The organism is Amycolatopsis echigonensis, from assembly GCF_014174495.1.
In the GTDB taxonomy this organism is placed as follows: Bacteria; Actinomycetota; Actinomycetes; order Mycobacteriales; family Pseudonocardiaceae; genus Amycolatopsis; species Amycolatopsis echigonensis.
This window is the reverse complement of sequence record NZ_JACJHR010000013.1, coordinates 23,778-45,658: the sequence shown is the minus strand read 5'-3', so window position 1 is coordinate 45,658 and position 21,881 is coordinate 23,778. Positions and strand designations below refer to the sequence as shown.

19 protein-coding genes are annotated in these 21,881 nt (G+C 69.8%); 13 read left to right on the top strand and 6 right to left on the bottom strand.

Annotated features, from left to right (window positions below; genetic code table 11):
• Positions 1-7: 7 nt before the first annotated feature.
• The 3 genes from H5411_RS11760 to H5411_RS11750 are packed head-to-tail and all read right to left on the bottom strand — an operon-like array spanning position 8 to position 3,149.
• Positions 8-1,156 carry an acyl-CoA dehydrogenase family protein gene (locus H5411_RS11760; protein WP_183123764.1) on the bottom strand — a complete coding sequence of 383 codons (1,149 nt, stop codon included), beginning with the start codon at positions 1,154-1,156 and terminating at the stop codon, positions 8-10.
• Positions 1,153-1,983 (bottom strand): HpcH/HpaI aldolase/citrate lyase family protein, encoded by an 831-nt coding sequence (locus H5411_RS11755; protein WP_183123762.1) that lies wholly within the window; start codon positions 1,981-1,983, stop codon positions 1,153-1,155. Before H5411_RS11755 ends, H5411_RS11760 begins: the two co-directional genes overlap by 4 nt.
• Complete coding sequence (locus tag H5411_RS11750) at positions 1,980-3,149, bottom strand: acyl-CoA dehydrogenase family protein (protein ID WP_183123761.1); 1,170 nt, start codon at positions 3,147-3,149, stop codon at positions 1,980-1,982. The genes H5411_RS11755 and H5411_RS11750 overlap by 4 nt, the downstream gene beginning before the upstream one ends.
• Before the next feature lie 229 nt (positions 3,150-3,378).
• On the opposite strand from H5411_RS11750, the gene H5411_RS11745 reads away from it, so the two are divergent.
• Positions 3,379-4,056 carry a GntR family transcriptional regulator gene (locus H5411_RS11745; RefSeq protein WP_101441325.1) on the top strand — a complete coding sequence of 226 codons (678 nt, stop codon included), beginning with the start codon at positions 3,379-3,381 and terminating at the stop codon, positions 4,054-4,056.
• A gap of 13 nt (positions 4,057-4,069) precedes the next feature.
• On the opposite strand, the gene H5411_RS11740 is transcribed toward H5411_RS11745, so the two are convergent.
• Positions 4,070-4,945, bottom strand: a complete 876-nt coding sequence (locus H5411_RS11740; RefSeq protein ID WP_101439977.1) for a helix-turn-helix domain-containing protein — start codon at positions 4,943-4,945, stop codon at positions 4,070-4,072.
• Between H5411_RS11740 and H5411_RS11735 the strand changes: the two genes are divergently transcribed.
• The 10 genes from H5411_RS11735 (at position 4,918) to H5411_RS11690 (ending at position 16,518) form a co-directional block, all read left to right on the top strand.
• Positions 4,918-6,003 (top strand): alpha/beta hydrolase, encoded by a 1,086-nt coding sequence (locus H5411_RS11735; RefSeq protein WP_463672084.1) that lies wholly within the window; start codon positions 4,918-4,920, stop codon positions 6,001-6,003. The two genes, H5411_RS11740 and H5411_RS11735, sit on opposite strands and share 28 nt — an antisense overlap.
• Before the next feature lie 127 nt (positions 6,004-6,130).
• Entirely contained in the window at positions 6,131-7,222 is a 1,092-nt protein-coding gene (locus tag H5411_RS47510; protein ID WP_183123759.1) for a helix-turn-helix transcriptional regulator, read from the top strand.
• A gap of 92 nt (positions 7,223-7,314) precedes the next feature.
• Positions 7,315-9,393: a hydantoinase/oxoprolinase family protein gene (locus H5411_RS11725; RefSeq protein WP_183123758.1), complete on the top strand. Its 2,079-nt coding sequence runs from the start codon at positions 7,315-7,317 to the stop codon at positions 9,391-9,393.
• A gap of 11 nt (positions 9,394-9,404) precedes the next feature.
• Positions 9,405-11,330 carry a hydantoinase B/oxoprolinase family protein gene (locus H5411_RS11720; protein ID WP_183123756.1) on the top strand — a complete coding sequence of 642 codons (1,926 nt, stop codon included), beginning with the start codon at positions 9,405-9,407 and terminating at the stop codon, positions 11,328-11,330.
• A gap of 8 nt (positions 11,331-11,338) precedes the next feature.
• Positions 11,339-11,599, top strand: coding sequence for a hypothetical protein (locus H5411_RS11715; protein ID WP_101439981.1), 261 nt, complete (start codon positions 11,339-11,341; stop codon positions 11,597-11,599).
• Between the two features lie 5 nt (positions 11,600-11,604).
• Positions 11,605-13,176 (top strand): class I adenylate-forming enzyme family protein, encoded by a 1,572-nt coding sequence (locus H5411_RS11710; protein ID WP_183123755.1) that lies wholly within the window; start codon positions 11,605-11,607, stop codon positions 13,174-13,176.
• Positions 13,177-13,204: 28 nt separating this feature from the next.
• A complete protein-coding gene (locus H5411_RS11705; protein WP_183123754.1) occupies positions 13,205-13,924 on the top strand; it encodes a hypothetical protein in 720 nt (239 codons plus the stop codon).
• A gap of 13 nt (positions 13,925-13,937) precedes the next feature.
• On the top strand, positions 13,938-14,741 hold the full coding sequence (locus tag H5411_RS11700; protein ID WP_183123753.1) for an SDR family NAD(P)-dependent oxidoreductase: 804 nt from the start codon (positions 13,938-13,940) through the stop codon (positions 14,739-14,741).
• A gap of 11 nt (positions 14,742-14,752) precedes the next feature.
• Positions 14,753-14,974 carry a hypothetical protein gene (locus H5411_RS11695; RefSeq protein ID WP_183123752.1) on the top strand — a complete coding sequence of 74 codons (222 nt, stop codon included), beginning with the start codon at positions 14,753-14,755 and terminating at the stop codon, positions 14,972-14,974.
• Positions 14,975-15,060: 86 nt separating this feature from the next.
• Positions 15,061-16,518 (top strand): helix-turn-helix domain-containing protein, encoded by a 1,458-nt coding sequence (locus H5411_RS11690; protein ID WP_183123751.1) that lies wholly within the window; start codon positions 15,061-15,063, stop codon positions 16,516-16,518.
• A 39-nt stretch (positions 16,519-16,557) separates the two neighbouring features.
• Here the strand turns inward: H5411_RS11690 and H5411_RS11685 are convergent, their stop codons facing one another.
• Complete coding sequence (locus tag H5411_RS11685) at positions 16,558-17,868, bottom strand: MFS transporter (protein ID WP_183123750.1); 1,311 nt, start codon at positions 17,866-17,868, stop codon at positions 16,558-16,560.
• Positions 17,869-18,104: 236 nt separating this feature from the next.
• Here H5411_RS11685 and H5411_RS11680 point away from each other — a divergent pair, with 236 nt between their 5' ends.
• Positions 18,105-19,526, top strand: coding sequence for an MmgE/PrpD family protein (locus tag H5411_RS11680; RefSeq protein WP_183123749.1), 1,422 nt, complete (start codon positions 18,105-18,107; stop codon positions 19,524-19,526).
• Entirely contained in the window at positions 19,523-20,881 is a 1,359-nt protein-coding gene (locus H5411_RS11675; RefSeq protein WP_183123748.1) for an aldehyde dehydrogenase, read from the top strand. Before H5411_RS11680 ends, H5411_RS11675 begins: the two co-directional genes overlap by 4 nt.
• Positions 20,882-20,979: 98 nt before the next feature.
• On the opposite strand, the gene H5411_RS11670 is transcribed toward H5411_RS11675, so the two are convergent.
• A complete protein-coding gene (locus tag H5411_RS11670) occupies positions 20,980-21,699 on the bottom strand; it encodes a TetR/AcrR family transcriptional regulator (protein WP_312878136.1) in 720 nt (239 codons plus the stop codon).
• Positions 21,700-21,881 lie beyond the last annotated feature (182 nt).

Here is a 21,881-nt window from a genome sequence, read left to right as displayed (position 1 = left end):
GGGGTCCTCAGATCTTGTTGCGGGCGACGAGCTGGGCGGCGATGACGTTGCGCTGGATTTCGTTGGTGCCTTCGCCGACGATCATCAGCGGCGCGTCGCGGAAGTAGCGTTCGACGTCGTATTCCTTGGAGTAGCCGTAGCCGCCGTGGACGCGGATGGCGTCGAGGGCGACCTGCATCGCGGTCTCGGAAGCGAACAGCTTGGCCATCCCGGCTTCCATGTCCGCGCGCACGCCCGCGTCGAGCTTCTCCGCGGCGTCCAAGGTGAGCAGACGGGCCGCGCGCATCTTCGTGGCCATGTCGGCCAGCAGGTTGCCGACGGACTGGTGCTTCCAGATCGGCTTCCCGAAGGATTCGCGTTCCTGGGCGTAGCGGACGGCGTCGTTCAGCGCGGCCTGCCCGACGCCGAGCGCGCGCGACGCAACCTGGATCCGGCCGACTTCCAGCCCGCGCATCATGTGCGACCAGCCCTGGTTCGGTTCGCCGCCGAGGACCGCGTCCTTCGGCACCTCGCGCCCGTCGAACACCAGCTCGCAGGCCTCGACGCCGCGGTAACCCAGCTTCGGCAGCTTCTTGGAGATCGTGAGGCCGTCGCCGGGCTCGACGAGGATGACGCTCATGCCGCGGTGCGCGGGTTTCGCGTCGCGGTCGGTGATGCACAGCAGGCCGATCAGGCCGGAGTGGGCGGCGTTGGAGATCCAGGTCTTGGATCCGGTGATCGTGTAGCCGTCGTCGGTCGGCACGGCTTGGGTGCGCATGGCCTGCAGGTCGCTGCCGCCGCCGGGCTCGGTCAGCGCCATGGTCGCGCGGATGCGGCCCTCGGCCATCGCGGGCAGGTACTTCTCGCGCTGCTCGGGAGTGCCGAAGGTTTTGATCAGATAGGTGATCACGGAGTGCCCGCCGATCGCGCCCGCCAGGCTCATCCAGCCGCGCGCCACTTCCTCGGTGACCCGGGCGAAACACGCGGTGCTGACGTCCACGCCGCCGTACTCAGCGGGCGCGAGCAGGCCGAAGAAGCCGAGTTTCTTCATCTCGTCGATGAACTCGGCCGGATAGACGTCGTCGGCTTCGAATTCGCGGACCCGGGGCCGGACCCGGTCGTCCACGAATTCCGCGACCAGGGCGACCATCTGCTGTTCGTCGTCGGTGAGCGTCATCGCCCGTTCCCTTCTCGTGCCTGCCGGAGGACGCGCTGGGCGCGCTCCAGCACCGGCTTGTCGACCATCTGCCCGCCCACCGCGACCGCGCCGCCCGCGTCGGCGGCGTCGAGAATCGACTGCGCCCAGCGGACTTCCTCGCGTGACGGCCGCAGCGCCGCCGCGGCGACGGGTACCTGTTTCGGGTGCACGCACAGCTTTCCGGCGAACCCGAGCCGCCGTGCGTAGTGGACTTCGTCGGTGAGGTGTGCCTCGTTGTCCAGATCCGCGGTGACGCCGTCGATCGGACCGGGCAGCCCGGCCGCGGCGGAGGCGAGCACGAGCGCGCCCCGCGCGGCGACGAACGCGTCCCGGTCGGCCGGGTCGGCACCCAGTTCCGCGGCGAGATCGAAGCTGCCGAACGCGAGGCGCTGCACGTTCGGGACGGTCGCGGTCTCCCGCGCGTCCAGGACGCCCCGCGCGGTTTCGACCAGCGCGATCACGACCGGCAGCACGCCGAGTTGTTCGCCCGCCGCGCGTGTGGTCGCCGGTTCGGCCTTCGGCAGCATCACGGTGCACCGGCGCCGCCTGAGCACGGCGAGGTCTTCGTCGTGCCAGGCGGTGCCGGCGGCGTTTACCCGCACCGCGCACTCGGGGTTCTCCTCGAGCCACGCGACGACCTGTTCCCGCGCGTACTCCTTGCGGTCCGGCGCGACGGCGTCCTCCAGATCGAGCACCACCAGGCTCGGCCCGGCGGCCATCGCCTTGCCGAAGCGTTCCGGCCGGTCGCCCGGGACGAACAGGAGGGTCGCCGCTTCCCGTGCCCGCGTAGCCGCGCGGCTCGTCATTTTTGCGCCTTCTTCGCTTGGCGGACCAGCCCGCCGCCGATGATCAGGCGCTGGATTTCGCTGGTGCCCTCGTAAAGCCGCAGCAGCCGGATGTCGCGGTAGATCCGCTCGACCGGCACGTCCCGCATGTACCCGGTGCCGCCGTGGATCTGCACCGCGAGATCGGCGACCTTGCCCGCCATCTCCGTGCAGTACAGCTTCGCGGCCGACGGCCCGATCCGGCGGTCCTCGCCGGACACGTAGCGCGCCGCGGTCTCGCGAACCAGCGCCCGTCCGGCCATCACGCCGGTCTGCTGGTCCGCCAGCATTGCTTGCACCAGCTGGAAATCGCCGATCGGCTGACCGCCCTGCGTCGCCGAAGCGGCGTACGCGACGGACTCGTCCAACGCACGCTGCGCGGACCCGACGGCCAGCGCGGCGATGTGGACCCGGCCGCGGGCGAGCGACGTCATCGCGGCGCGGTACCCGGCGTCCTCGTTCCCGCCGACGAGCGCGGAGGCGGGCACCCGGACGTTGCTGAACGTGACGTCCGCGGTCCAGGCGCCTTCCTGGCCCATCTTCTTGTCCTTGGGCCCGACCTCCAGGCCAGGCGTGTCCGCGGGCACGAGGAAGACCGCGATCCCGGGCCCGGAGTCGTCCGCGGGACGGGTGCGCGCGAAGACGACGAAGAGATCCGCGATCGGCGCGTTGGTGATGAACCGTTTCTGCCCGTCGATCACCCAGTCGTCCCCGTCGCGCACGGCCTTGGTGCGCAGCCCGGCGGGATTGGACCCGGCGCCCGGCTCGGTCAGCGCGAACGACGCGACGACCTCGCCCGAGGCGATGCGCTCCAGCCACTGTTTTTTCTGGTCCTCGGTGCCGAAGCCGACCAGCACCTGTCCGGCGATGCCGTTGTTCGTGCCGAACATCGACCGCAGCGCCAGCGACGTATAGCCGAACTCCATCGCGAGTTCGACGTCCTGGGTCAGGTCGAGCCCGAGCCCGCCCCACTCCTGCGGAATCGCGTAGCCGAACAGGCCCATCTCGGCGGCCTGCGCGCGCAGATCGTCCGGGATGGCGTTGCCGTCCATGATCTCCTGCTCGCGCGGAACGACCTTCGCCCGGACGAAGTCGCGCACCAGCTCCAGGATCGGCCGGAAGTCCTCGGGGGTAACCGCTGCTGCCATGCCCCCACTATGACCCAGACGGCCCGCTGAGAAAATACTTTATCAGAAATCATCGAATGCCTCACACTGCCGGGCGACCTCCAGAGCGGGAAAATCTCCAGGTCAGACCGCAGTTTGGGCAGCGGCGGGCCCTCTCGGCGGAGACGCCGCGGCAGCCTGAGCGCCCCACGGCCGTGTAATACTTCATCCGATACCGCCGCCGACGCAGGGATGGGAGAAGGTCGTGGCGATGCCCGAAACCGCGAGTGCCGGACCGCGCCGCACCGGCCCGGCGAACCTCAAGGCGATGGCCGCGCAGGAAATCCGGCGGCGGGTCTTCTCCGGCCAGCTGCGGGCCGGCGCGAAGATCGACCAGGAAGCGCTCGCCGACGAACTCGGCATCAGCAAACTGCCCATCCGCGAAGCGCTGATCACCCTCGACCACGAAGGCGTGGTGGAGCACATCGCCCGCCGGGGCGCGTTCGTCGCCCGGATGACGCGCGACGACATCCGGGACCACTACCGCGTGTTCGGCGTCGTGTCCGGGCTGGCCGCGGAACGCGCGGCGAAGAACCTTTCGCCGGAAAGCCTGCAGGCGCTGCACGATCTGGCGGACCGGATGGAGAGCGCGGCCGACCGCGCCGAACAGGAACGGCTGAACTTCGAGTTCCACCGGAGGATCAACTACGCCGCCGATTCGCGCCGGCTCCTGTCCCTTCTCGGCATGCTGTCCAAGACCGTGTCGCACGGGTTTTACGAGGCGCACGAGGACTGGCCGGACAAGGCACGGGACGACCACCGGCTGATCCTGGACGCCCTGTCCGCGCGCTCAGCGGCCCGGGCGCGCACGCTGGTGGAGAAACACCTCGCGGACGCCGGCGAGCGCGCGGTGGCTTTGCTGGAGAAGCAAGGATTCTGGAACCGCTGACCAGGCGAGCGAGTCAGTCGGCCAGCCGTTTTTCTTCCGCGGCACGGACCTCCGTGCCGGGTGCGGTGATCCAGCTCGACAACAGCTGCAGCGCTTCCGCCGACGCCGAACCGGCCTCCGCGGTGTAGCCGATCATCGTCAGCCCCGGCGCGCTGGTGACCGCCAGGCCTTCGAAGCGCAAAGTCAGTTCGCCGACGACCGGGTGGCGGAACAGTTTCGTGCCGCGCTGGTGGGCTTTGACGTCGTGGGCGGCCCATCGGGTGCGGAATGCCTCGCTGCGGGTCGCGAGGTCGCCGATCAGGCTCGTGACCGCTTTCGCATACGGCGACCGGGCGGCTTCGACGTGCAGCAGCGCGACCGCGTCGTCAGCGGCTTTCTGCCAGTTGGGGAAGATTTCCTCGGCGTGGTCGTCCAGGAAGATGAACCGCGCGAGGTTCGGCGGGGTGTGGTCGTAGACGGGGGCGTACAACGCGCGGCCGAGCGCGTTGGCGGCGACCAGGTCGAGGTGTCCATTCTGGACGATCGCGGGGGCGTTGACCATCGAATCGAGCAGGGCCTGGACTCCTTCGGGCACCGGCTGACGGACCGTGCGGCCCGGTCCGGCACGTTTCCCGGCGGCGCGGGCGAGGTCGAACAGATGCGCGGTCTCGGTGTCGTCCAGCTGCAGCGCGGTGGCGACGGCGTGCAGGACTTCGTCGGAAACGCCGGACACCCGGCCGCGTTCGATCTGCACGTAGTACTCGGTGCTGACCCCGGCCAGCCGCGCGACTTCCTCACGGCGCAGGCCGCTGACCCGCCGCCGTCCGCCCGCGATCAGCCCGGCCTGTTCGGGCGTGATCTTCGCGCGCCGGGTCATCAGGAATTCCCGGAGGTCGTTCGCGATCGCCATGCCTCGAGGGTAAGCGCGTTCCGCGCCGGGAAGGAGGGGCTGGCGGTACCCCCGATAGACGGCCTCTGCCACGCCCGCGCGGACCGCCGCAGAGTGGGCAGCAGGACCTCGGAACTTCTGAAGGAGTGAATGCAGTGCAGAAGGTGACCTTCCCCAACGGCTCGGTCTCCATGGCGGGCAACCTGTACCTGCCGGACGGCTTCGACCCGAACGGCAGCTACCCGGCGGTCGTGGCCGTGCACCCCGGCGGCGGGGTGAAGGAGCAGACCGCGGGCCTCTACGCGGGCAAGCTGGCCGAGCAGGGCTTTGTCGCGCTCGCGTTCGACGCGTCTTTCCAGGGCGACAGCGGCGGCGAGCCGCATCACCTGGAGGACCCGGCCGCGCGGGTCGAAGACGTGCGCGCGGCGGTGGACTATCTGCAGACCCTCGGCTATGTCGACGCCGAGCGGATCGGCGGCCTCGGCGTCTGCGCGGGCGGCGGCTACCTGGTGAACGCGGCGTTGACCGACTACCGGATCAAGGCTCTGACCACGGTCAGCGCGGTGAACATCGGCACCTCGTTCCGGCGCGGCTGGTACGGCACCGACTCCGACGCGGCCGCGGTGCCCACGCTGCAGGCGGTCGCTCAGCAGCGCACCGCCGAGGCGAACGGCGCCGACGCGGCGTACCTGCCGTACGTGCCCGCCGAACCGGACGAGAACACCCCGCGCGACCTGGTCGAGGCGAACGACTACTACCTCACCCCGCGCGCCCAGCACCCGAACGCCAAGAACAAGTTCCTGTTCACCAAGAGCGTGTCGCGGATCTTCACCTTCGACGCGTTCCACCTGGTCGAGGAACTGCTCACGCAGCCGGTCCTGATCGTGGCGGGCAGCGACGCCGGTTCGCTGTGGATGTCCACGGAACTGCACGGCCGCGTGCGCAGCCCGAAGAAGCTCGTCGTGGTCGAAGGCGGTACGCACATGGACTTCTACGACGTGCCCAAGTACGTCGACCGCGCGCTGGCCGAAGCGGTGCCGTTCTTCCGGGAAAACCTCGCCGCGACCGCGGCGAACTGACCGGAAAGGGCCCGCCGGCGATCCCGGCGGGCCGCTCCGGCGTCGTTTGTCCCTCGGCTCAGCAGCGCATATATTGTGCATCAGCGCGGCGGTGAGGCCGTGCCCTCGGAAGTACCAGAGGTGGCCGATGGACGTGGACAGCATCGTCTCGGGCGCCGCCGGGCTGGGCGCGCGCTACCGGGATTTGTGCGCGGACGTCGGGGCCTCGCTGGGGCTGGACGTGCCGGTGCCGCGGCTGGACGGCCCGTGGGCCGACGAGGCGGCCGGGGCCGTGGGACGGTTGTGGAACGCCGTGCTGGCCGAGACCTTGCACATCGCCGACGACTCCGGCGTCTCCGGGGCGCGGCGACGCGAGCTAACCGAGCTGCTGGGCCGGATCCGCGCGGTCGAGGCCGAACTCGCGGAAACGCGGCTCGCCGACCGGCACCTGCTGTTGCGCCGCGTAGCCGCTTCGCTCGCCTCGGTGCGCGACGCGAAAACCGTCGACGAATTCCTCGGCCGGGTCCCGGAAGCGGGCTGCCGGCTCGGATTCGACCGGGTCCTGGTCTCCCGCGTAGTGGATTCCGTGTGGCGGCTGCACACCATGTGCGTCGTACACGAGCCGCGGTGGGCCGACGAGATCGTCGCGGTCGGGAAGGCGTCGCCGCCCGAGTTGCGCGGCGGGCTGATCGAGGCGGACGTGGTCGACCGGGCCGAAACCCGGCTGATTTTCGATACGCAGCACAGCCAGCGCGTCGACCGCGACCTGATCCGCGTAACGAAGTCCACTTCGTACGGAATCGCCCCGTTGACGGTGCACGGCCAAGTGGTCGGCCTGCTGCACGGCGATCGCTACCACCAGGGCCGCGACGTCGACGAAACCGACCGTGCGCTCCTTACGCTGATGGCCGAAGCACTCAGTCATTCCCTGGGGCGCCTCACGATGCTGGAAGGCTTGGCGTTCCTGCGCGACACCGCGGACGGCCTGATGACGCGTCCGACGGCTCTCCCCGCATCGCCGCCGTCGCCCGCGCCGAGCCCGCAGATTCCGCTGACCGCAAGGGAAAACCAGGTGATGGAACTGCTCGCGGCCGGTCGGTCCAACCGGCACATCGCGCGCGAGCTGGCGATCACCGAGCGCACCGCGAAATCCCACGTCACGCAGATCCTGCGCAAGCTCGGCGTCGCGAGCCGCACGGAGGCGATCGCCCTCTGGCTGCGGGGCGGGGGACTGTCCTAAGGTCCCATTCCGTCTCGGACCCTTGGCCGATGTGACCGCGGTCGCACCGCGCACAGAATCACCTCACACACCACGACCCGTGGAGGCAAGAGGTGACTGAGCAACGAGGCTCGGCAGGCTGGCTGGTCGGCATCGACGTCGGCGGGACCTTCACCGACATCATCGGCCTTGACCGCGCCACCGGGGAAATCCGGGACGGCAAGGTGCTGTCCACGAAGGAACAGGAACACGGTGTCCTCGAGGCGCTCGCCGCGATCGGCGTCGAGCCGGCCGAGATCGCGGAGATCGTGCACGGGCACACCGTCGGCATCAACGCGCTGCTGAGCCGGGCGGGCGCGAAGACCGCGCTGCTGGCCACGCGCGGGCACCGCGACCTGCTCGACATCGGCCGGATGCACCGCGAGTTCGGCGACCGGTTCTACGACCCGACGTGGCTGCGCCCGCACCAGGAGCGGCCGATCGTGCACCGGCGCGACCGGATCGGCATCCCCGAGCGGATCGGCTACGACGGCACGGAGCTGCTGGCGCTGGACGAGGACGCGGTCCGCGCGGCTGCTCGCGATTTCGCCGCACAGGGCGTACAGGCGGTCGCGGTGTGCTTCATGAATTCCTACCGGGAACGCGGCCACGAGCGGCGCGCCGCGGAGATCCTCGCCGAAGAGATTCCGCACGCCTACGTGCAGACCTCGGACCTGTACCCGGTCACGAAGGAGCACGAACGGACCACGACCGTCGCGCTGGACGCGTATGTCGGACCCGCCGTGGTCGGTTACCTGCGGCGGCTCACGGTCGCGCTGGAGGAGCGGCAGTTCGGCGGCACGCTCTGGATCATGACGACCAACGGCGGCGTCGCGACCGTGCAGGACGCCGGCAAAGCGCCGGTCTTCCAGCTCGTTTCCGGTCCGGTCGGAGGAGTGACCGGCAGTCTGCAGCTGGCGCGCGAATCGGGCAAGCGGAACCTGCTGACCATGGACGTCGGCGGCACGAGCACCGACGTCGCGGCAATCGTCGACGCGCAGACCCCGCTCACCGACCTGTGGACCCTGGAAACCGGCCTGACGCTGACGTTGCCGCTGGTCGACGTGGAGAGCGTCGGGTCGGGCGCGGGCAGCGTCATCGGGCCGAACGCACTCGGGCAGGTCGCGGTCGGCCCGAAATCGGCGGGGTCGAACCCCGGCCCGGCGTGTTACGGCCGCGGCGGCACCGAGGCGACGCTCACCGACGCGTGCTTGCTGCTCGGCGTGCTGCAACCCGACCTGTTCGCGAACGGCCGGATCACCCTCGACGTCGAGGCCGCGCGCGCCGCGCTGACCCGGACGGGCGAGCAGTGGGGGCTTTCCGCGCTGGAACTGGCCGAAGCCGCCTACCAGATCGCGTGCGAGGACATCGCGGCGAAGATCCGGACCATCTCGGTCTACCGGGGACTCGACGTCCGCGAGTTCGCGTTGCTGCCGTTCGGTTCGGCGGGCCCGATGCTCGCCGACCGGGTCGCGCGGATCCTTGGGCTCGACACGGTCGTCGTGCCCTCGACACCGGGCCAGTTCTCCGCGCTCGGGCTGCTGCAGAGCGATCTGCGGACCACGCGGGCGCAGTCGCTGATGGTCCCGCTGACCGCGGACAATGCCGAGACGGTCGAAGCTGAATTCGCCGCGATGGAACAGAGCCTGACGGAGGAATTGGCCGCGCAGGGCGTGGACCTGGACGGGCTGGCGTTCGACCGCGCGATCTTCGCCATGTATCGCGGGCAGACGTGGGACAACCGGCTGCCGTTGCGGCCGGGTCCGATGACCGCGGAACGCGTGCCCGGCGTCGCCGCCGATTTCCACGCGTTCTACCAGGATTCCTACGGATTCTCCGCGGCCGAGATTCCGGTCGTCGTTTCGACGCTGGAAGTGACCGCGGTGATCCCGAGGCCGAACAAGGTGCCGTCCACCAACGCCGATTCCGGCGAATCCCTGCTCGGCAACCGTGACCTGCGCGTACCCGGGTCCGGGGAGACCACGAGCGTGCCGGTGCACGTCCGCGAACGGCTCACGGCGGGCGAGGTTGTCAACGGGCCGGCGATCGTCTCGGAGAAGTTCGCCACCACGGTCGTGCTCCCGGGTCGCCGCGCCCGCGTGGACGCCGACCGTCTCCTGATCATCGAAAACATCATCGAGAACCAGGGCTGAGGAGCGCCGCCATGACGATTTCCGCGGAACCCGCCACCGGCACCGCCGAGTTCGAACTCGACATCCTGCGCTACGGGCTGATCGAGGTCGCCCGCGAGATGAACGAGGCGCTGATGCGCAGCGCGTTCTCCCCGGTCTGCCGCGACATCCTCGACTGCACCACCGCCATCCACGTCCGCAGCGGCGACGCGTGGGAAACCGCGGCGCAGTGGGAAGGCTGCATGCAGCACGCCTTCACCTCGCCGCACATCGTGAACTTCGTGATGGACGAGTTCGACGTGGACTCGCTGCAGCCCGGCGACGTCATCTTCGTCAACGACCCGTGGCGCGGCACGATCCACCAGTCCGACGTGAACCTGCTGCGGCCGGTGTTCGTGGACGGCCGCGTCGAATTCATGCTGCACTCGACCTCGCATCTGGTCGACCTCGGCGGGCCGATCCCGGGCGGTTTCTCCAACGGCACGCAGACGTCGTTCGAGGAGCAGATCAAGCTTCCGCCGTCGCTGCTGTATGCCAACGACGTGCCGGTGCGGCCGCTGTTCAACTTCATCCTGGAGAACAACCGGGTGCCGCACCTCGTCCTCGGCGACCTGCGCGCGCTGCACGGCTGCCTGGTCGTGGGGGAGCGGCAGCTGCGGGCGCTCGTCGCCCGCGGTGGGCTGGAGAAGGTGAAGGAGGCCGGGCGGTACGCGATCGAGGCCACCGAAGCAAGCATGCGCCGCGGCATCGCGGGCATCCCGGACGGCGACTACACCGTGGAGGATTTCCTCGACGAGGACGGGGTGACGGACGAACCGATCCCGGTGCGCGTGACAGTCAAAGTGCGCGGCGACAGCATGGAGATCGACTTCTCCGGCTCCGGCCGGCAGCCGCTCGGCAACTGCGGCACCGCGTGGTGCGAGGCGGTGCGGTGCATCGAAGCGGTCAAGCTGATGGTCGACCCGGGCACGCCGGTCAACAGCGGGACCCTCCGTCCTATCGAGACACTCCTGCCGCAGGGCAGCGTGGTGTGCGTGCTGCCTCCGTCGAGCTGCTCGAACCACGCGGACATCGGCGCCCGCGGCATCAACGCCGTCGCGAGCGCACTGAGCCAGGCCGTCGGCGACCGGGCGATCGCGTGCGACACCGGCACCGCGCTGGTGATCAGCCTCGGCGGCATCGACACCCGGCCCGGGCACGAGGGCATGCCGTGGGGCGCGTTCGCCCTCACCGGCGGCGGCTGGGGCGGAACGTGGAAGGAAGACGGCATTTCCTTCTGTGTCACGCCGATCGGCAACTGCCGGACCTCGGTGCAGGAGCACGTGGAGATCGAAAGCCCGTTGATCGTGGCGCAGCACGAAATGGTCCTCGACACCGCTGGCGCTGGCGAATACCGAGGCGGGCTCGGCTCGGTGTACACGCTCACCGCGCAGTCGGACACGATGGTCACGGTCACCTGCGACCGGGTGCGCGTGGGTGCGCCGGGTGCCGCCGGAGCCGGTCCGGGTGCCCCCGCATTCGGTTGGTACATCGAGAATTTCGACCTCGCCGCGCACGCGAATCCGCTCGACCTCCGTGGTGCCGAACCGTTGTTCGGCATGTTCGACGACGACGGCCGCCCGGACCCGAACAACGGCGGGTTCTGCAAGGGCGCGCGGTACCAGACCGGCAAGTTCTCCGGGCTGGTGCTGAAGGCGGGCGACGCGATCCGCTTCCTGATCGGCGGAGGTGGCGGCTGGGGAGACCCGCTCGCCCGGGACCTGAACCGGCTCGGCCGCGACCTCGCCGACGGGCTGTACAGCGAGGACTTCGCCGCGAAGGCGTTCGGTGCCGTGGTGCGCGACGGCCGGATCGACGAAGCCGCGACCGCCGAGCGCCGCGCCGAACTCGCCGCCCAGCGCGACGCGGGCACCTGGTCGGTGCCGGTCGCGACGCCCGTCAACTGGATCCTGGGATAGGAGCACCCATGTCTGTCGACCGACTTCTCTTCCCCCGGCCGGAAACCCCGCGCGTGTCCGTCGAGCGCACGCCGGTGGAGGCGACCTGCCCGTCCTGCGGAAGCACGGACATCAAGCGGTACCCGGTGGCCAACTACCTCGGCCCGCGCATGGTGGTGAAGTGCCAGGACTGCTTCACGCACCTGTCAGTGACCCGGCCGGAGCCTGAGGACAACTGGCCCGCGTGGCGGTCGCCGACGCGCGACTGGGCACCGTCGCGGCTGGGGTGACGCGCATGTCCCCGACCCCACTGGCCCGGCTGTACACGCAGTCGTACGCCGAGTTCGCGCAGCGGCCCGCGATCCGGGATTCCCGGCGCGAGCTGACCTACGGCGAACTCGGCAGCCGCGCCCGGCGCGTCGCCCAGGCGTTCCGGGCGCTCGGCGCGGAACGCGGCACCCGCGCGGTGCTGCTCGGGCCCAACAGTTGCGAATGGGCCGAGGCGTATCACGGGCTCGTGCTCGGCGGCGGGGTGCGGGTCGGGCTGCTGCCCCGGCTGCACCCCGCCGAACTGGCCCAGATCGCCGCGGACGCGGAACCGTCGTTCGTGCTCGTCGACGGCACCTGGCTCGCCGAGAACGGGAAGGCCTGGATTCCGCCGCAGGTCAAGGAAATCATCGTGTTCGGCGAAGGCAGGGAGGACGCTGAGGGAATTCCGTTCGAGGAGTTCGTCGCGTCCGGCACCGACGACGAACTGCCGTTGCCGGACGCCGAGGACGACGCGTGGCTGCTCTACACCTCCGGTTCGACCGGGCAGCCCAAGGGCGTGCGGGTGCCGCACCGGACGGTCGGCGCGCTCGTGCGCAACGCCCGAGAGGTGCTGCCTCCGCTCGGCCCGGGCGACGCTGCCCTGCACGCCGCGCCGATCAGCCACTTCAGCGGCGGGATCGCCGACGTCATCACCGCGAGCGGCGGGCTGAACGTCTACGCGCCGAAGTTCGATGCGGCGGAGGTCGCGAACGCCGCCGCCAGCGGTGAGGTGACCGTGCTCCCGCTGGTGCCGACGATGATCACGATGCTGCTGGAGGAACTCGCCCGGCGCGGCGAGCCGTCCGGCCGGGTCGGCAACGTCCGGATCCTGCCGTACGCGGGCTCGGCCATCCAGCCGGACCGGGCGGCCAAGGCGCGCGCGTACTTCGGCGAAGCGATGCAGCAGCTGTACGGCGCGAGCGAAGCCCAGCTGCCGATCGCGACGCTTCTCCCGGAGGACCACGTCGAAACCCTCAACGAGCGCGGGTTGCCCCGGCTGGCCTCGGCGGGCCGGGTCACCGCGCACGTCGAGGTCGAGATCGTGGACGCGGACCGCCGCACGGTCCCGCCGGGAGCCACCGGCGAGATCCGCACCCGCGGCGCGCACGTGAGTGCCGGGTACTGGCGCAAGCCGGAGGCGACGGCAGAGACCTTCGCGGACGGCTGGGTGCACACCGGAGACGTCGGCTGCCTCGACGAGCACGGGTACCTGTTCATCCTCGACCGGCGCAAGGACATGATCATCACCGGCGGGTTCAACGTGTACCCGCGGGAGATCGAGAACGTCGTCTCCGAACTGCAGGGCGTCCGGGAAGTCGCCGTGGTCGGCGCTCCGGACGAGCGGTGGGGCGAGGCGATCACCGCGTTCGTCTCGGTCGAGCCCGGGAACGCCGTGTCCGCCGGCGGGGTGCTCGCGCACTGCCGGGCACGCCTCGGCGGCTACAAGGTGCCGAAGAAGGTCGTCTTCGTCGAGGAACTGCCGAAGACCGGCACCGGGAAGATCCAGAAGCAGATCCTGCGCGAGAAATTGTGGACCGGGCTGCAGCGCCGGGTCTGAATCTCGCGGGAACCGAAGGAGAGAACACATGGCAGCCCCGACTTTCGACAGCCGGAGCCTGTTCTTCGCGTGGAGCACGTACCGCACGGACTACGACACCTACGCGAAATGGTACGACGACGAGCACATCCCGCAGGTGATGGACGTGCCGGGAATGGTGGGAGCGCAACGGTTCCTGCTGGCGGACACCAAACCGCTGCCGGGCGTGCGCGCGCTCGATTTCGGGCATCTCGCGATCTACGAGATGGAGGGGTCGGCGCAGCCGTTCCGCGAGGAGGTCAAGCGCAAGCTGATCTCCGGGGAAATGGTGCTGCCCGACTTCATGAACCGGCCGTTCCAGGCATTGTTCCTCGACGCGGTGAGCGAGCCGTTCCTCTCCGACGCGTTCGCCGAGGCGGAAAACCTCGACGACCGGCATTTGTTCTTCGCGTGGAGCCGTCACACCGGCGACGACGCGACGTTCGCGAAATGGTACGACGAGGAACACATCCCGCAGATCATGTCCGCGCCGGGAATGCTCCGCGCACAACGGTTCGAGGTCTCCGACGTCAAGCCGCTGCCCGGCGTCGAGACCCCCGATCTCGGGCATCTGGCGATCTACGAAATCGCCGGGGACCTCGAGGGGTTCCGCGCGGAGGTGAAGCGGCAGCTGATCTCCGGGGAAATGGTGTTGCCGGACTTCATGATCCCGCCGTTCGCGGCGATGTTCCTGAAGCCGGTCAGCCCGTTCTTCCTCGCCTCTCGATGACTGGGAGCTTCCCATGGCCTATCCACCCCGACGCGCCAAGCCCGAGCTCGCGCTGATCACCGGTGCCGCGGGCGGCGTCGGCTCCGCGACCGCGCGACGGCTGGCGGACGACGGCGCGAAGCTCGTCGTCACCGATATCAACGAAGAGCGCCTGGAGAAGGTCGCGTGCGACACGGGCGCGATCGCCATCCCGGCCGACGGCACAAACCGCGAAGCCGTCCACGCACTGGTCGCGCGAGCGGTCGAGGAGCTGGGCGGCCTGGACACGGTGATCGCGACGCAGGGCGCGGCGATCGGCGGGGGAGCGAGCCCGAAGCACGTCGACTCGTACCACCGCGCGCTCGATGTGAACCTGCACGGATCGTTCTACCTGGCCGGAGAAGTGCTCCCGCACCTGGCGGCCAGCGCGGGCTCCCTGGTCCTGTTCGCCTCGACGGCGGGCCTGATCGCCGGTCCGCCCGGAGCCGCCGGGTACACCGCGGCCAAGGCGGCGATCATCGGCCTCACGCGCTGGCTCGCCCGGGATTACGGACCGAAGGGCGTGCGCGTGAACGCGGTCTGCCCGGGCTTTGTCCGGACCGCCCTCGCGGCAGGGAGCATGGGCTACCTCGCCGAGCGCGAAGGCATCAGCCTGGAGGAGGCGTACGCACTGAGCGCGGCGCACGTTCCGCTGCGCCGGGTCGCGGAGCCGGAGGAAATCGCGGCCTGCTGCGCTTTCCTCGCTTCCGGAGACGCGTCGATGGTCACCGGCCACGTGCTGGTGGCCGACGGTGGCGGTGCCGCGGTGGACGCTTCGACGGTGGTCTTCGACGGTTGAGGTCCAGGGAGTTGGACACCTTCGGACGGCGCATTCAACCGCGCGGGCGTGCCGAACAACGGCAAGAAGCTGGCCGACCGTCCACCGCGCGACCGCCGATGTACCTGGAGTACCTGAAGCTCAATCCCGAGTACGAGAAGACGGTCGCGCTGCGCGACGGCTGCCAACCGGTTCGAGCAGGCGCAGGCGGCGATGTGGCTGTCCCCGTCGACGGCGGCTACACCTTGTACTGAGCCGCCCGTTGTCGTTGACCAGCTGGACATGCACATGAAATATTATGTTTCATGACTGAGCTGCCACTGCTGGCACCGGCCGTCCGATGACCGGGCCGGCCGGCGCCCTGGCGCGCGCGGCGGGTCCGGTCCTCGACCGGGTGCAGGCGGATCTCCGCGGCAATCCGGTCGCGATGCTGCTCGCGGACAGCCGCGCGCGCGTCGTCGACATCCGGTACGGCGAGCGCTCGTTCGGCCGGGAGGTCACCGGGCTCGGGGTTGTGCCGGGCGTGCGGCTCGGGGAGGACGACGTCGGCACCAACGCGATCGGCACGCCGCTGGAGACCCGCCGGAGTCTGCTGTTGCGCGGCCCCGAGCACGCGATGCCCGCGTTCCACGGGTTCACCTGCTTCGGGCATCCGATCGTTCATCCCGGCACCCGCCGCGTCGCGGGTGTGCTCGACTTCGCCGTGCCGGTGAACCGGGACGACCGGCTGGCCCCGCCGCTGGTGCGCCATCTGGTCGCGGAAATCGAAAACCGGCTGCAGGCCGACGCTTCCGAGGCACAGCGACGGCTGCTCGCCGCGTTCCAAGCCGCGGCGCGCCGCCGGGATCGCCGGGTGCTGGTCGTCGGGCACGGACTCGTGCTGGCCACCCAGCCCGCGCTTGATCTGCTCGATCCGTCCGACCACGCCGCGGTCCAGGCGTGTCTCGAAGACGGCGGCGAGGACGCGCGGCTCACGTTGGCGTCGGGGCACGCGGTGCGGCTCAGCTGGGCGGCAGTCGAGGGCACGGAAGGAACGGTCGTCGAGCTCGCGCTCGAAACGGACGACCGCCCCCGCGTCGCGGCACCGGTGCGGTGGCCGTTGCTGATCGTGGGCGAGCCGGGCACGGGCCGGACGACCATGGCGCGTCAGGCAACCGGGCCTGCCGCGGCTGTGCTGGACGCGGTCGAGATCGTCCGGGTGGGCGCGGACGACTGGGCGGCGCAGGCCAGCGGTCTGCTGGACGGCGACGGCCCGCCGGTGGTCGTCGAGAACATCCAGCTGCTGTCCGAGCCGCTGGCCGCCTTGGTGGCAGTGCGGACCCGGACTTCGCGACGCCGCCTGGCGCTGACGTCCACTCCGGGAGAGCACCTCGCGAGCGTCCACGCACCGATCGCGGCAAGCTGCGGCGACCGCCGGGACTTGGTGCCGTTGCGCGTCCGTCGCCACGAGATTCCGCGGCTGGCACAACGCATGCTGGCCGAGGAAAGCCGCGCCAGGTTCACGCCGGAGTCCTTGCGGTTGCTGGCGGCCCAGCCGTGGCCGGGCAATCTCGCCGAACTGCGCCGGGTCGTGCGCTCGGCGGCGGAGCTGCGTTCGGCCGGCGACGTCGTCCCGGCAGACCTCCCGCCTTCGTGCCGCGGCGGAGCGGCGCTCGACTCGCCTTTCGACCGGGCCGAACGGGAAGTGATCCTGTCGGCGATCGAGGCCGCGGGCGGCAACAAGCTGGCGGCGGCGAAGGCATTGGGGATCAGCCGGTCGACGCTGTACAACCGGATCAAAGCACTGCGGATACGCTGATGCGCCCCGCCAGGTTCGGCAGGGCGCATCAGCGGCGGTTCAGCTCGTCGTGACCTGAGGGGCCGGCTCGGCGAGGTCCACCTGCCGCCGCTCCCGCAACGCGAGTGCGCAGACCAGTCCGATCACGCTCAGGATCGCGAGGAACGCCCCGAGCGCGAACTGCCCGTACGCCGCCGTGATCGCCGCCGCGACGACCGGCGGCACCGCGCCGCCCAGGACCCCGGCCACGTTGTACGAGAAGCCCGTCGCGCTGTAGCGGTACCGGGTGCGGAACAGTTCCGGCATGAACGCGCCCACCGGGCCGTAGGCGAATCCGGCGATGAAGGTCGTCACGCAGGAACCGATCGCGAAGGTCAGCGCCGAGGCGGAGTCCAGGATCGGGAACAGCGCGAGCGCCCAGCCGATCGCGACCGCGTTGCCCGCGATGATCACCTTGCGACGGCCGATCCGGTCGGAAACCGCCGCGCCCAGCACGATCGCGACCCCGAACACCGCGCCGGCCAGGATGCCGATCGTCAGGACCGTCGGGCGGCTCAGCTTGAGCACCGTCGTTCCGTAATTGATCAGATAGCTGACCGCGAGGTAGTAGAACGCGAACACCATCACGAGCAGGCCGGAGGCGAACGTCACCTCGCGCGGCTGCTGCCGCAGCGCCTCGGCGAACGGGGCCCGCGCCGCGCCGCCGCGGGCGATTTCGCCTTCGAACGCCGGGGTTTCGTCGACCTTCACCCGGACGAACAGGCCGACGCCGACGAGCACGAAGCTGGCGATGAAGGGGATCCGCCAGCCGTAGGACAGGAACGCCTGCTCGGACATCGTCGCGTTGATGAGCAGGTAGGTGGCGCTGGCCAGCACGTACCCGATCGACCCGCCGAGCGAGCCGAACATCGACCAGAACCCGCGGCGCGCCTTGGGCGCGTTCTCCGCCGCCAGCAACGTCGCACCGGTCCACTCGCCGCCGAGTGCGAGTCCCTGCAGGACGCGCAGGACGATCACCAGGATCGGCGCGGCGACGCCGATGTGCCCCGCCGTCGGGACGAGCCCGACCAGCGCCGTCGAGAGACCCATGATCAGCAGGGTCATCACGAGGGTGCGCTTGCGGCCGAGCCGGTCGCCGAAGTGTCCGAAAAGGATCGACCCGAGCGGCCGGGCCACGAATGCCACTCCCAGGGTCGCGAACGAGGCCACCGTGCCGGCCGCCGGGCCCAGCGCGGGGAAGAACGCCTTCGGGAACACGAGCGCCGCGGCCGTCGCGAAGATGAAGAAATCGTAATACTCGATCACCGTGCCGGTCCCGCTCGCGATCGCGATCCGGCGCATGGACACGGCTGTCGCCCCGGTGTCCGCCATGGGCACCTCTTTCGTCAGGGAAGGGGAGGGATGCGAAGCATTATGTACAAAATGCGATCCGTCAAGGGTGTCGCCGCAGCTCAGCCGGTCGGAGCTTCGGCGGCCTTGACCACAGGTGTCGGTTTGATATTATGTTTTTTCTACAGTTCCGGGCGAGCGACGGCCGTGAGCCGCTCCCGCCGGGACTCGCGCGCCGCCCGCCCGATGGGCCCAGCCGACATCAACGAGGAGCAGGCATGGCAACGATCATCGAGCAGCTCGCGGCGTTCGCCGCGGGTGCCGACGCCCGGGGATTCCCCGACGACGTCGTCCGCGAATCCCAGCGCATCCTGCTCGACTCGCTGGGCTGCGCGGTCGCGTCGCTGGACGACGAAGGCGCGCAGCGCGGGGTCGACTACGCGCGGTACCTCGGCGGCTCGACCGGACCGGCGTCGATCCTCGGCACCGGCACGAAGACTTCGGTTCCCGCCGCGGCGTTCGCCAATGCCGAACTGATCAACGCGCTCGACCAGGACGCGGTTCTGCCGCCCGGCCATGTCACGCCGTATGTGCTTCCCGGTGCGCTGGCCACCGCGGAATCGTTGCGGGTGTCCGGTGCGAAGCTGCTCGAGGCGATCGCGGTGGCGCACGAGATGTCGTACCGGATCGGGAAAGCGACTGACTACCTGCGCGACATCAAGGACGGCGTCGTCACCATCCCCGACATCATCGGGTACAGCAGCACGCTTTTCGGTGCCGCGGCGGCGGTCGGCGTGGTGAAGGGCTTCGACAGCGAAACTCTGGCCGACGCGCTCGGCATCATGGGCTCGACCGTACCGACCAACACGCAGCGCGCGTGGATGATGCACGCCCCGGCCACCACGATCAAATACCAGCTGGCCGGCGGGATGGCACTGTCCGCGGTCACCGCCGCCAACCTCGCCGAACGCGGGCACACCGGCGACCGGCAGATGCTCGACGACCGCGAGTACGGCTTCCCGCGCTTCATCGGCACCTCCCGCTGGGAACCGGCGCCGATCACCGCGGACCTCGGCAGCCAATGGACGTTCACGCCGTTCCAGTCGTTCAAGCCGTACCCGCACTGCCGGGTCATGCACGCGCTGTTCGACGCGCTGACCGAGATCGTCGAAACGAACGACCTCCGCCCCGACGAGATCGACGCGATCACCGCGTACGGCGAGAGCTTCGTGCAGCAGCCGGTGTGGGTGAACGAAACCATCCGCAACCCGCGCGACGCGCAGTTCAGCATGACGCACGGCCTCGCCCTCGCCGCGCACCGGATCGCGCCGGGCAAGGACTGGCAGACCCCGGAAGCGGTGCTGAACCCGTCGGTCCTCGACTTGACGAAGAAGGCCGAGTTCAAGGCGCACCCGGACTACACGGAGGCGCTGAAGAACAACCCGGCCGCCCGCCGTTCGCTGGTCGAGGTCCAGGCTCGCGGCACCACCTACCGCGGCGAGCGTGCCTACCCGAAAGGCAGCCCGTCGCCCGACCGGGCCACGTACATGACTGATGACGAACTCGTCGCCAAGTTCCGGCACAACGTGGAGGGCGTAGTGGCAGATCCGGACGCGATCGTCCAATCGGTCTTCGATCTGCGGAACGTCGAGGACGTCTCGGCGCTGCTGAACCAGGTCAAGCCCGGAGGTGCGGCATGATCGACGTGATCAACCCGGCGACGGAAGAAGTGATCGGGTCCATTATGGACAGCGACGCGGCGACCGTCGACACCGCCGTGTCCGCCGCCAGCGCCGCTCTGGGTTCGTGGTCGGCCCTGTCGCCCGCCACTCGCGCCGGTTACCTGCGCGCACTCGCGGACGAGTTCGAGAAGCGTTCCGACGAGATCTCGGAGCTGGTCACGCGGCAGAACGGCACGCCGATCAGCATCACCCGCGCGATGCAGAGCCAGGTGCCGGTCTGCTACCGGTACTTCGCTTCACTGGCGGAGAAGCTTTCGGTCGAGGAACACGTCACGACGGCAAGCGGCGACGCGATCGTGCTGCGCGAACCGGTCGGCGTGGTCGGGGCCATCACCCCGTGGAACGGTCCGCAGCCGCTCATCGCCTGGAAACTCGGCCCAGCGCTGGCGGCCGGTTGCACCGCGGTGATCAAACCGGCTCCGGAGACGTCGCTGGACGCGTTCGTCTTCGCGGAAATCGTCGCCGCTGCGGGAATCCCCGAGGGCGTCGTGAACATCGTGACCGGCGGACGCGAAACCGGCGCGGCCCTGGTGGCGCATCCCGGCGTGCACAAGGTGGCGTTCACCGGCTCCACCGTGGCGGGCAAGGCGATCGCCGCCGAGTGCGCGAAACAGCTGAAACACGTCACGCTGGAACTGGGCGGCAAGTCGGCGGGCATCCTGCTCGACGACGTCGATCTCGACGCCTTCCGTCCGCTGGTGCTCTCGGCCTGCGCGCCGAACACCGGGCAGACCTGCCGGGCGCTGACCCGGGTGCTGGCTCCGGAGTCGCGCTACGACGAGGTCGTGGACATGCTCGCGGCGACGATGTCCGGGATCCCGCAGGGCGATCCGCTCGATCCGACGGTGTTCTTCGGCCCGCTGGTGAACGCGACGCAACGGGAACGAGTGGAGTCGTACATCGAACTCGGCAAAGCGGAGGGCGCCGAACTGGTGATCGGCGGCGGCCGCCCGTTCGACCGCGGGTATTACGTCTCGCCGACGATCTTCCGCGGTGTCACGAACGACATGCGCATCGCCCGCGAGGAGATCTTCGGCCCGGTGCTGACCGTGATGCCGTACCGGACGGTGGACGAAGCGGTCGCGATCGCGAACGACTCCGAATACGGCCTCGGCGGGGGAGTCTTCTCTCCCGACCGGGACCGGGCGACCGAGGTGGCCCGCCGGATCGTGACTGGCAGCGTCGGGGTGAACACCTCGACCCTGCCGATCGAAACGCCGTTCGGAGGCGTGAAGAACAGCGGGATCGGCCGGGAGCTGGGTCCGCAGAGCGTGGACGCGTACCTGGAGTACAAGACGATCTTCCGGGCATAGTGTCCGCTTGCTCCGTTGCTGTCCGGATGGCGTCCCCATCCGGACAGCAACGAGGAACTGCCACGAACAGACCGCCTGGAAAGGCAGTGCGGTCCCGCTCAGAGCTGGGGCGGGGAGAACACCGGCGACAGCGCGGCCCCCTGCGCGGCAGCGCCCGAGGGAGAGGCGGCCCCCTGAGCGGCAGTGCCTGGGGGAGACGCGGCGCCGGGGCCGGACAGCGCGTTGCGGATGAGCCGTTGCGCCGTCGCCAGGATGTCGTCCAGGCTGCCGCGCTCCGGGTTCCACCATTCGGTGGCCCAGTTGACCGCGCCGAGCAGGAACATCCGTGCTGCCCGGGGGTCGAGGCCGGGGTCGATTTCCCCGTCGTCGACGCCGGCCTGGATGAGGTCGCGCCACAACTGGCCGGTCTCGCGCTGGTGCTCCAGTTGCCGGGCCCGGATGTCCGGGGGAAGCTGGCCGAGGGTGCGCATCGCGGCCGCGGTGTAGGCCGATTCCTTCAGCACCATCTCGAGATGGCCGGCGTAGGCCGCGCAGATCCGGTCCATCGCGGTCGCCTCCGGCGGGAGCGCGGCCAGCCGGGCCCGGACGTTGTCCACCGCCATCCGGTCGCCGATGTTGACGACCTCCTCGAGGATCGCCTCCCGCGAGTCGAAGTAGTAGTAGACCGCGGGCACCCGCAGCTGCGCCAGCGCCGCGATCTCCGAGACGCGGGTGCCGTCGAAACCCTTGCGGCTCAACAGGTCCGCTGCCGCGTCCAGGATTCTCCTCCGGGTCCGGTCCGACTTGCGCTCCCGGTCCCCGCTGTCCGCTTTCGTCACCTGGCCGCCTTCCACACGGGGAAAATCTACCGGTTGCTCGAAGAATTCGGCAAGACGGGGCAGGTCTTGCACTGTTTTCGAAAGGGTGCTAGAAAAACCCTCGTCGCCGGAAGCCGCAGCGTCGCTCCGGTTGCCTGACGAAAATATATTCAATATTATCGATCATCCCTCGCCTCGCGTCC

Bases quoted from the DNA above. Each gene is read 5' to 3' on its own strand.
- H5411_RS11675 (WP_183123748.1), top strand. From the start codon at position 19,523: ATGATCGACGTGATCAACCCGGCGACGGAAGAAGTGATCGGGTCCATT.
- H5411_RS11700 (WP_183123753.1), top strand. From the start codon at position 13,938: ATGGCCTATCCACCCCGACGCGCCAAGCCCGAGCTCGCGCTGATCACC.
- H5411_RS11720 (WP_183123756.1), top strand. From the start codon at position 9,405: ATGACGATTTCCGCGGAACCCGCCACCGGCACCGCCGAGTTCGAACTC.
- H5411_RS11760 (WP_183123764.1), bottom strand. From the start codon at position 1,156: ATGACGCTCACCGACGACGAACAGCAGATGGTCGCCCTGGTCGCGGAA.
- H5411_RS11745 (WP_101441325.1), top strand. From the start codon at position 3,379: ATGCCCGAAACCGCGAGTGCCGGACCGCGCCGCACCGGCCCGGCGAAC.
- H5411_RS11680 (WP_183123749.1), top strand. From the start codon at position 18,105: ATGGCAACGATCATCGAGCAGCTCGCGGCGTTCGCCGCGGGTGCCGAC.
- H5411_RS11705 (WP_183123754.1), top strand. From the start codon at position 13,205: ATGGCAGCCCCGACTTTCGACAGCCGGAGCCTGTTCTTCGCGTGGAGC.
- H5411_RS11740 (WP_101439977.1), bottom strand. From the start codon at position 4,945: ATGGCGATCGCGAACGACCTCCGGGAATTCCTGATGACCCGGCGCGCG.
- H5411_RS11755 (WP_183123762.1), bottom strand. From the start codon at position 1,983: ATGACGAGCCGCGCGGCTACGCGGGCACGGGAAGCGGCGACCCTCCTG.
- H5411_RS11750 (WP_183123761.1), bottom strand. From the start codon at position 3,149: ATGGCAGCAGCGGTTACCCCCGAGGACTTCCGGCCGATCCTGGAGCTG.
- H5411_RS47510 (WP_183123759.1), top strand. From the start codon at position 6,131: ATGGACGTGGACAGCATCGTCTCGGGCGCCGCCGGGCTGGGCGCGCGC.
- H5411_RS11690 (WP_183123751.1), top strand. From the start codon at position 15,061: ATGACCGGGCCGGCCGGCGCCCTGGCGCGCGCGGCGGGTCCGGTCCTC.
- H5411_RS11710 (WP_183123755.1), top strand. From the start codon at position 11,605: ATGTCCCCGACCCCACTGGCCCGGCTGTACACGCAGTCGTACGCCGAG.
- H5411_RS11685 (WP_183123750.1), bottom strand. From the start codon at position 17,868: ATGGCGGACACCGGGGCGACAGCCGTGTCCATGCGCCGGATCGCGATC.
- H5411_RS11715 (WP_101439981.1), top strand. From the start codon at position 11,339: ATGTCTGTCGACCGACTTCTCTTCCCCCGGCCGGAAACCCCGCGCGTG.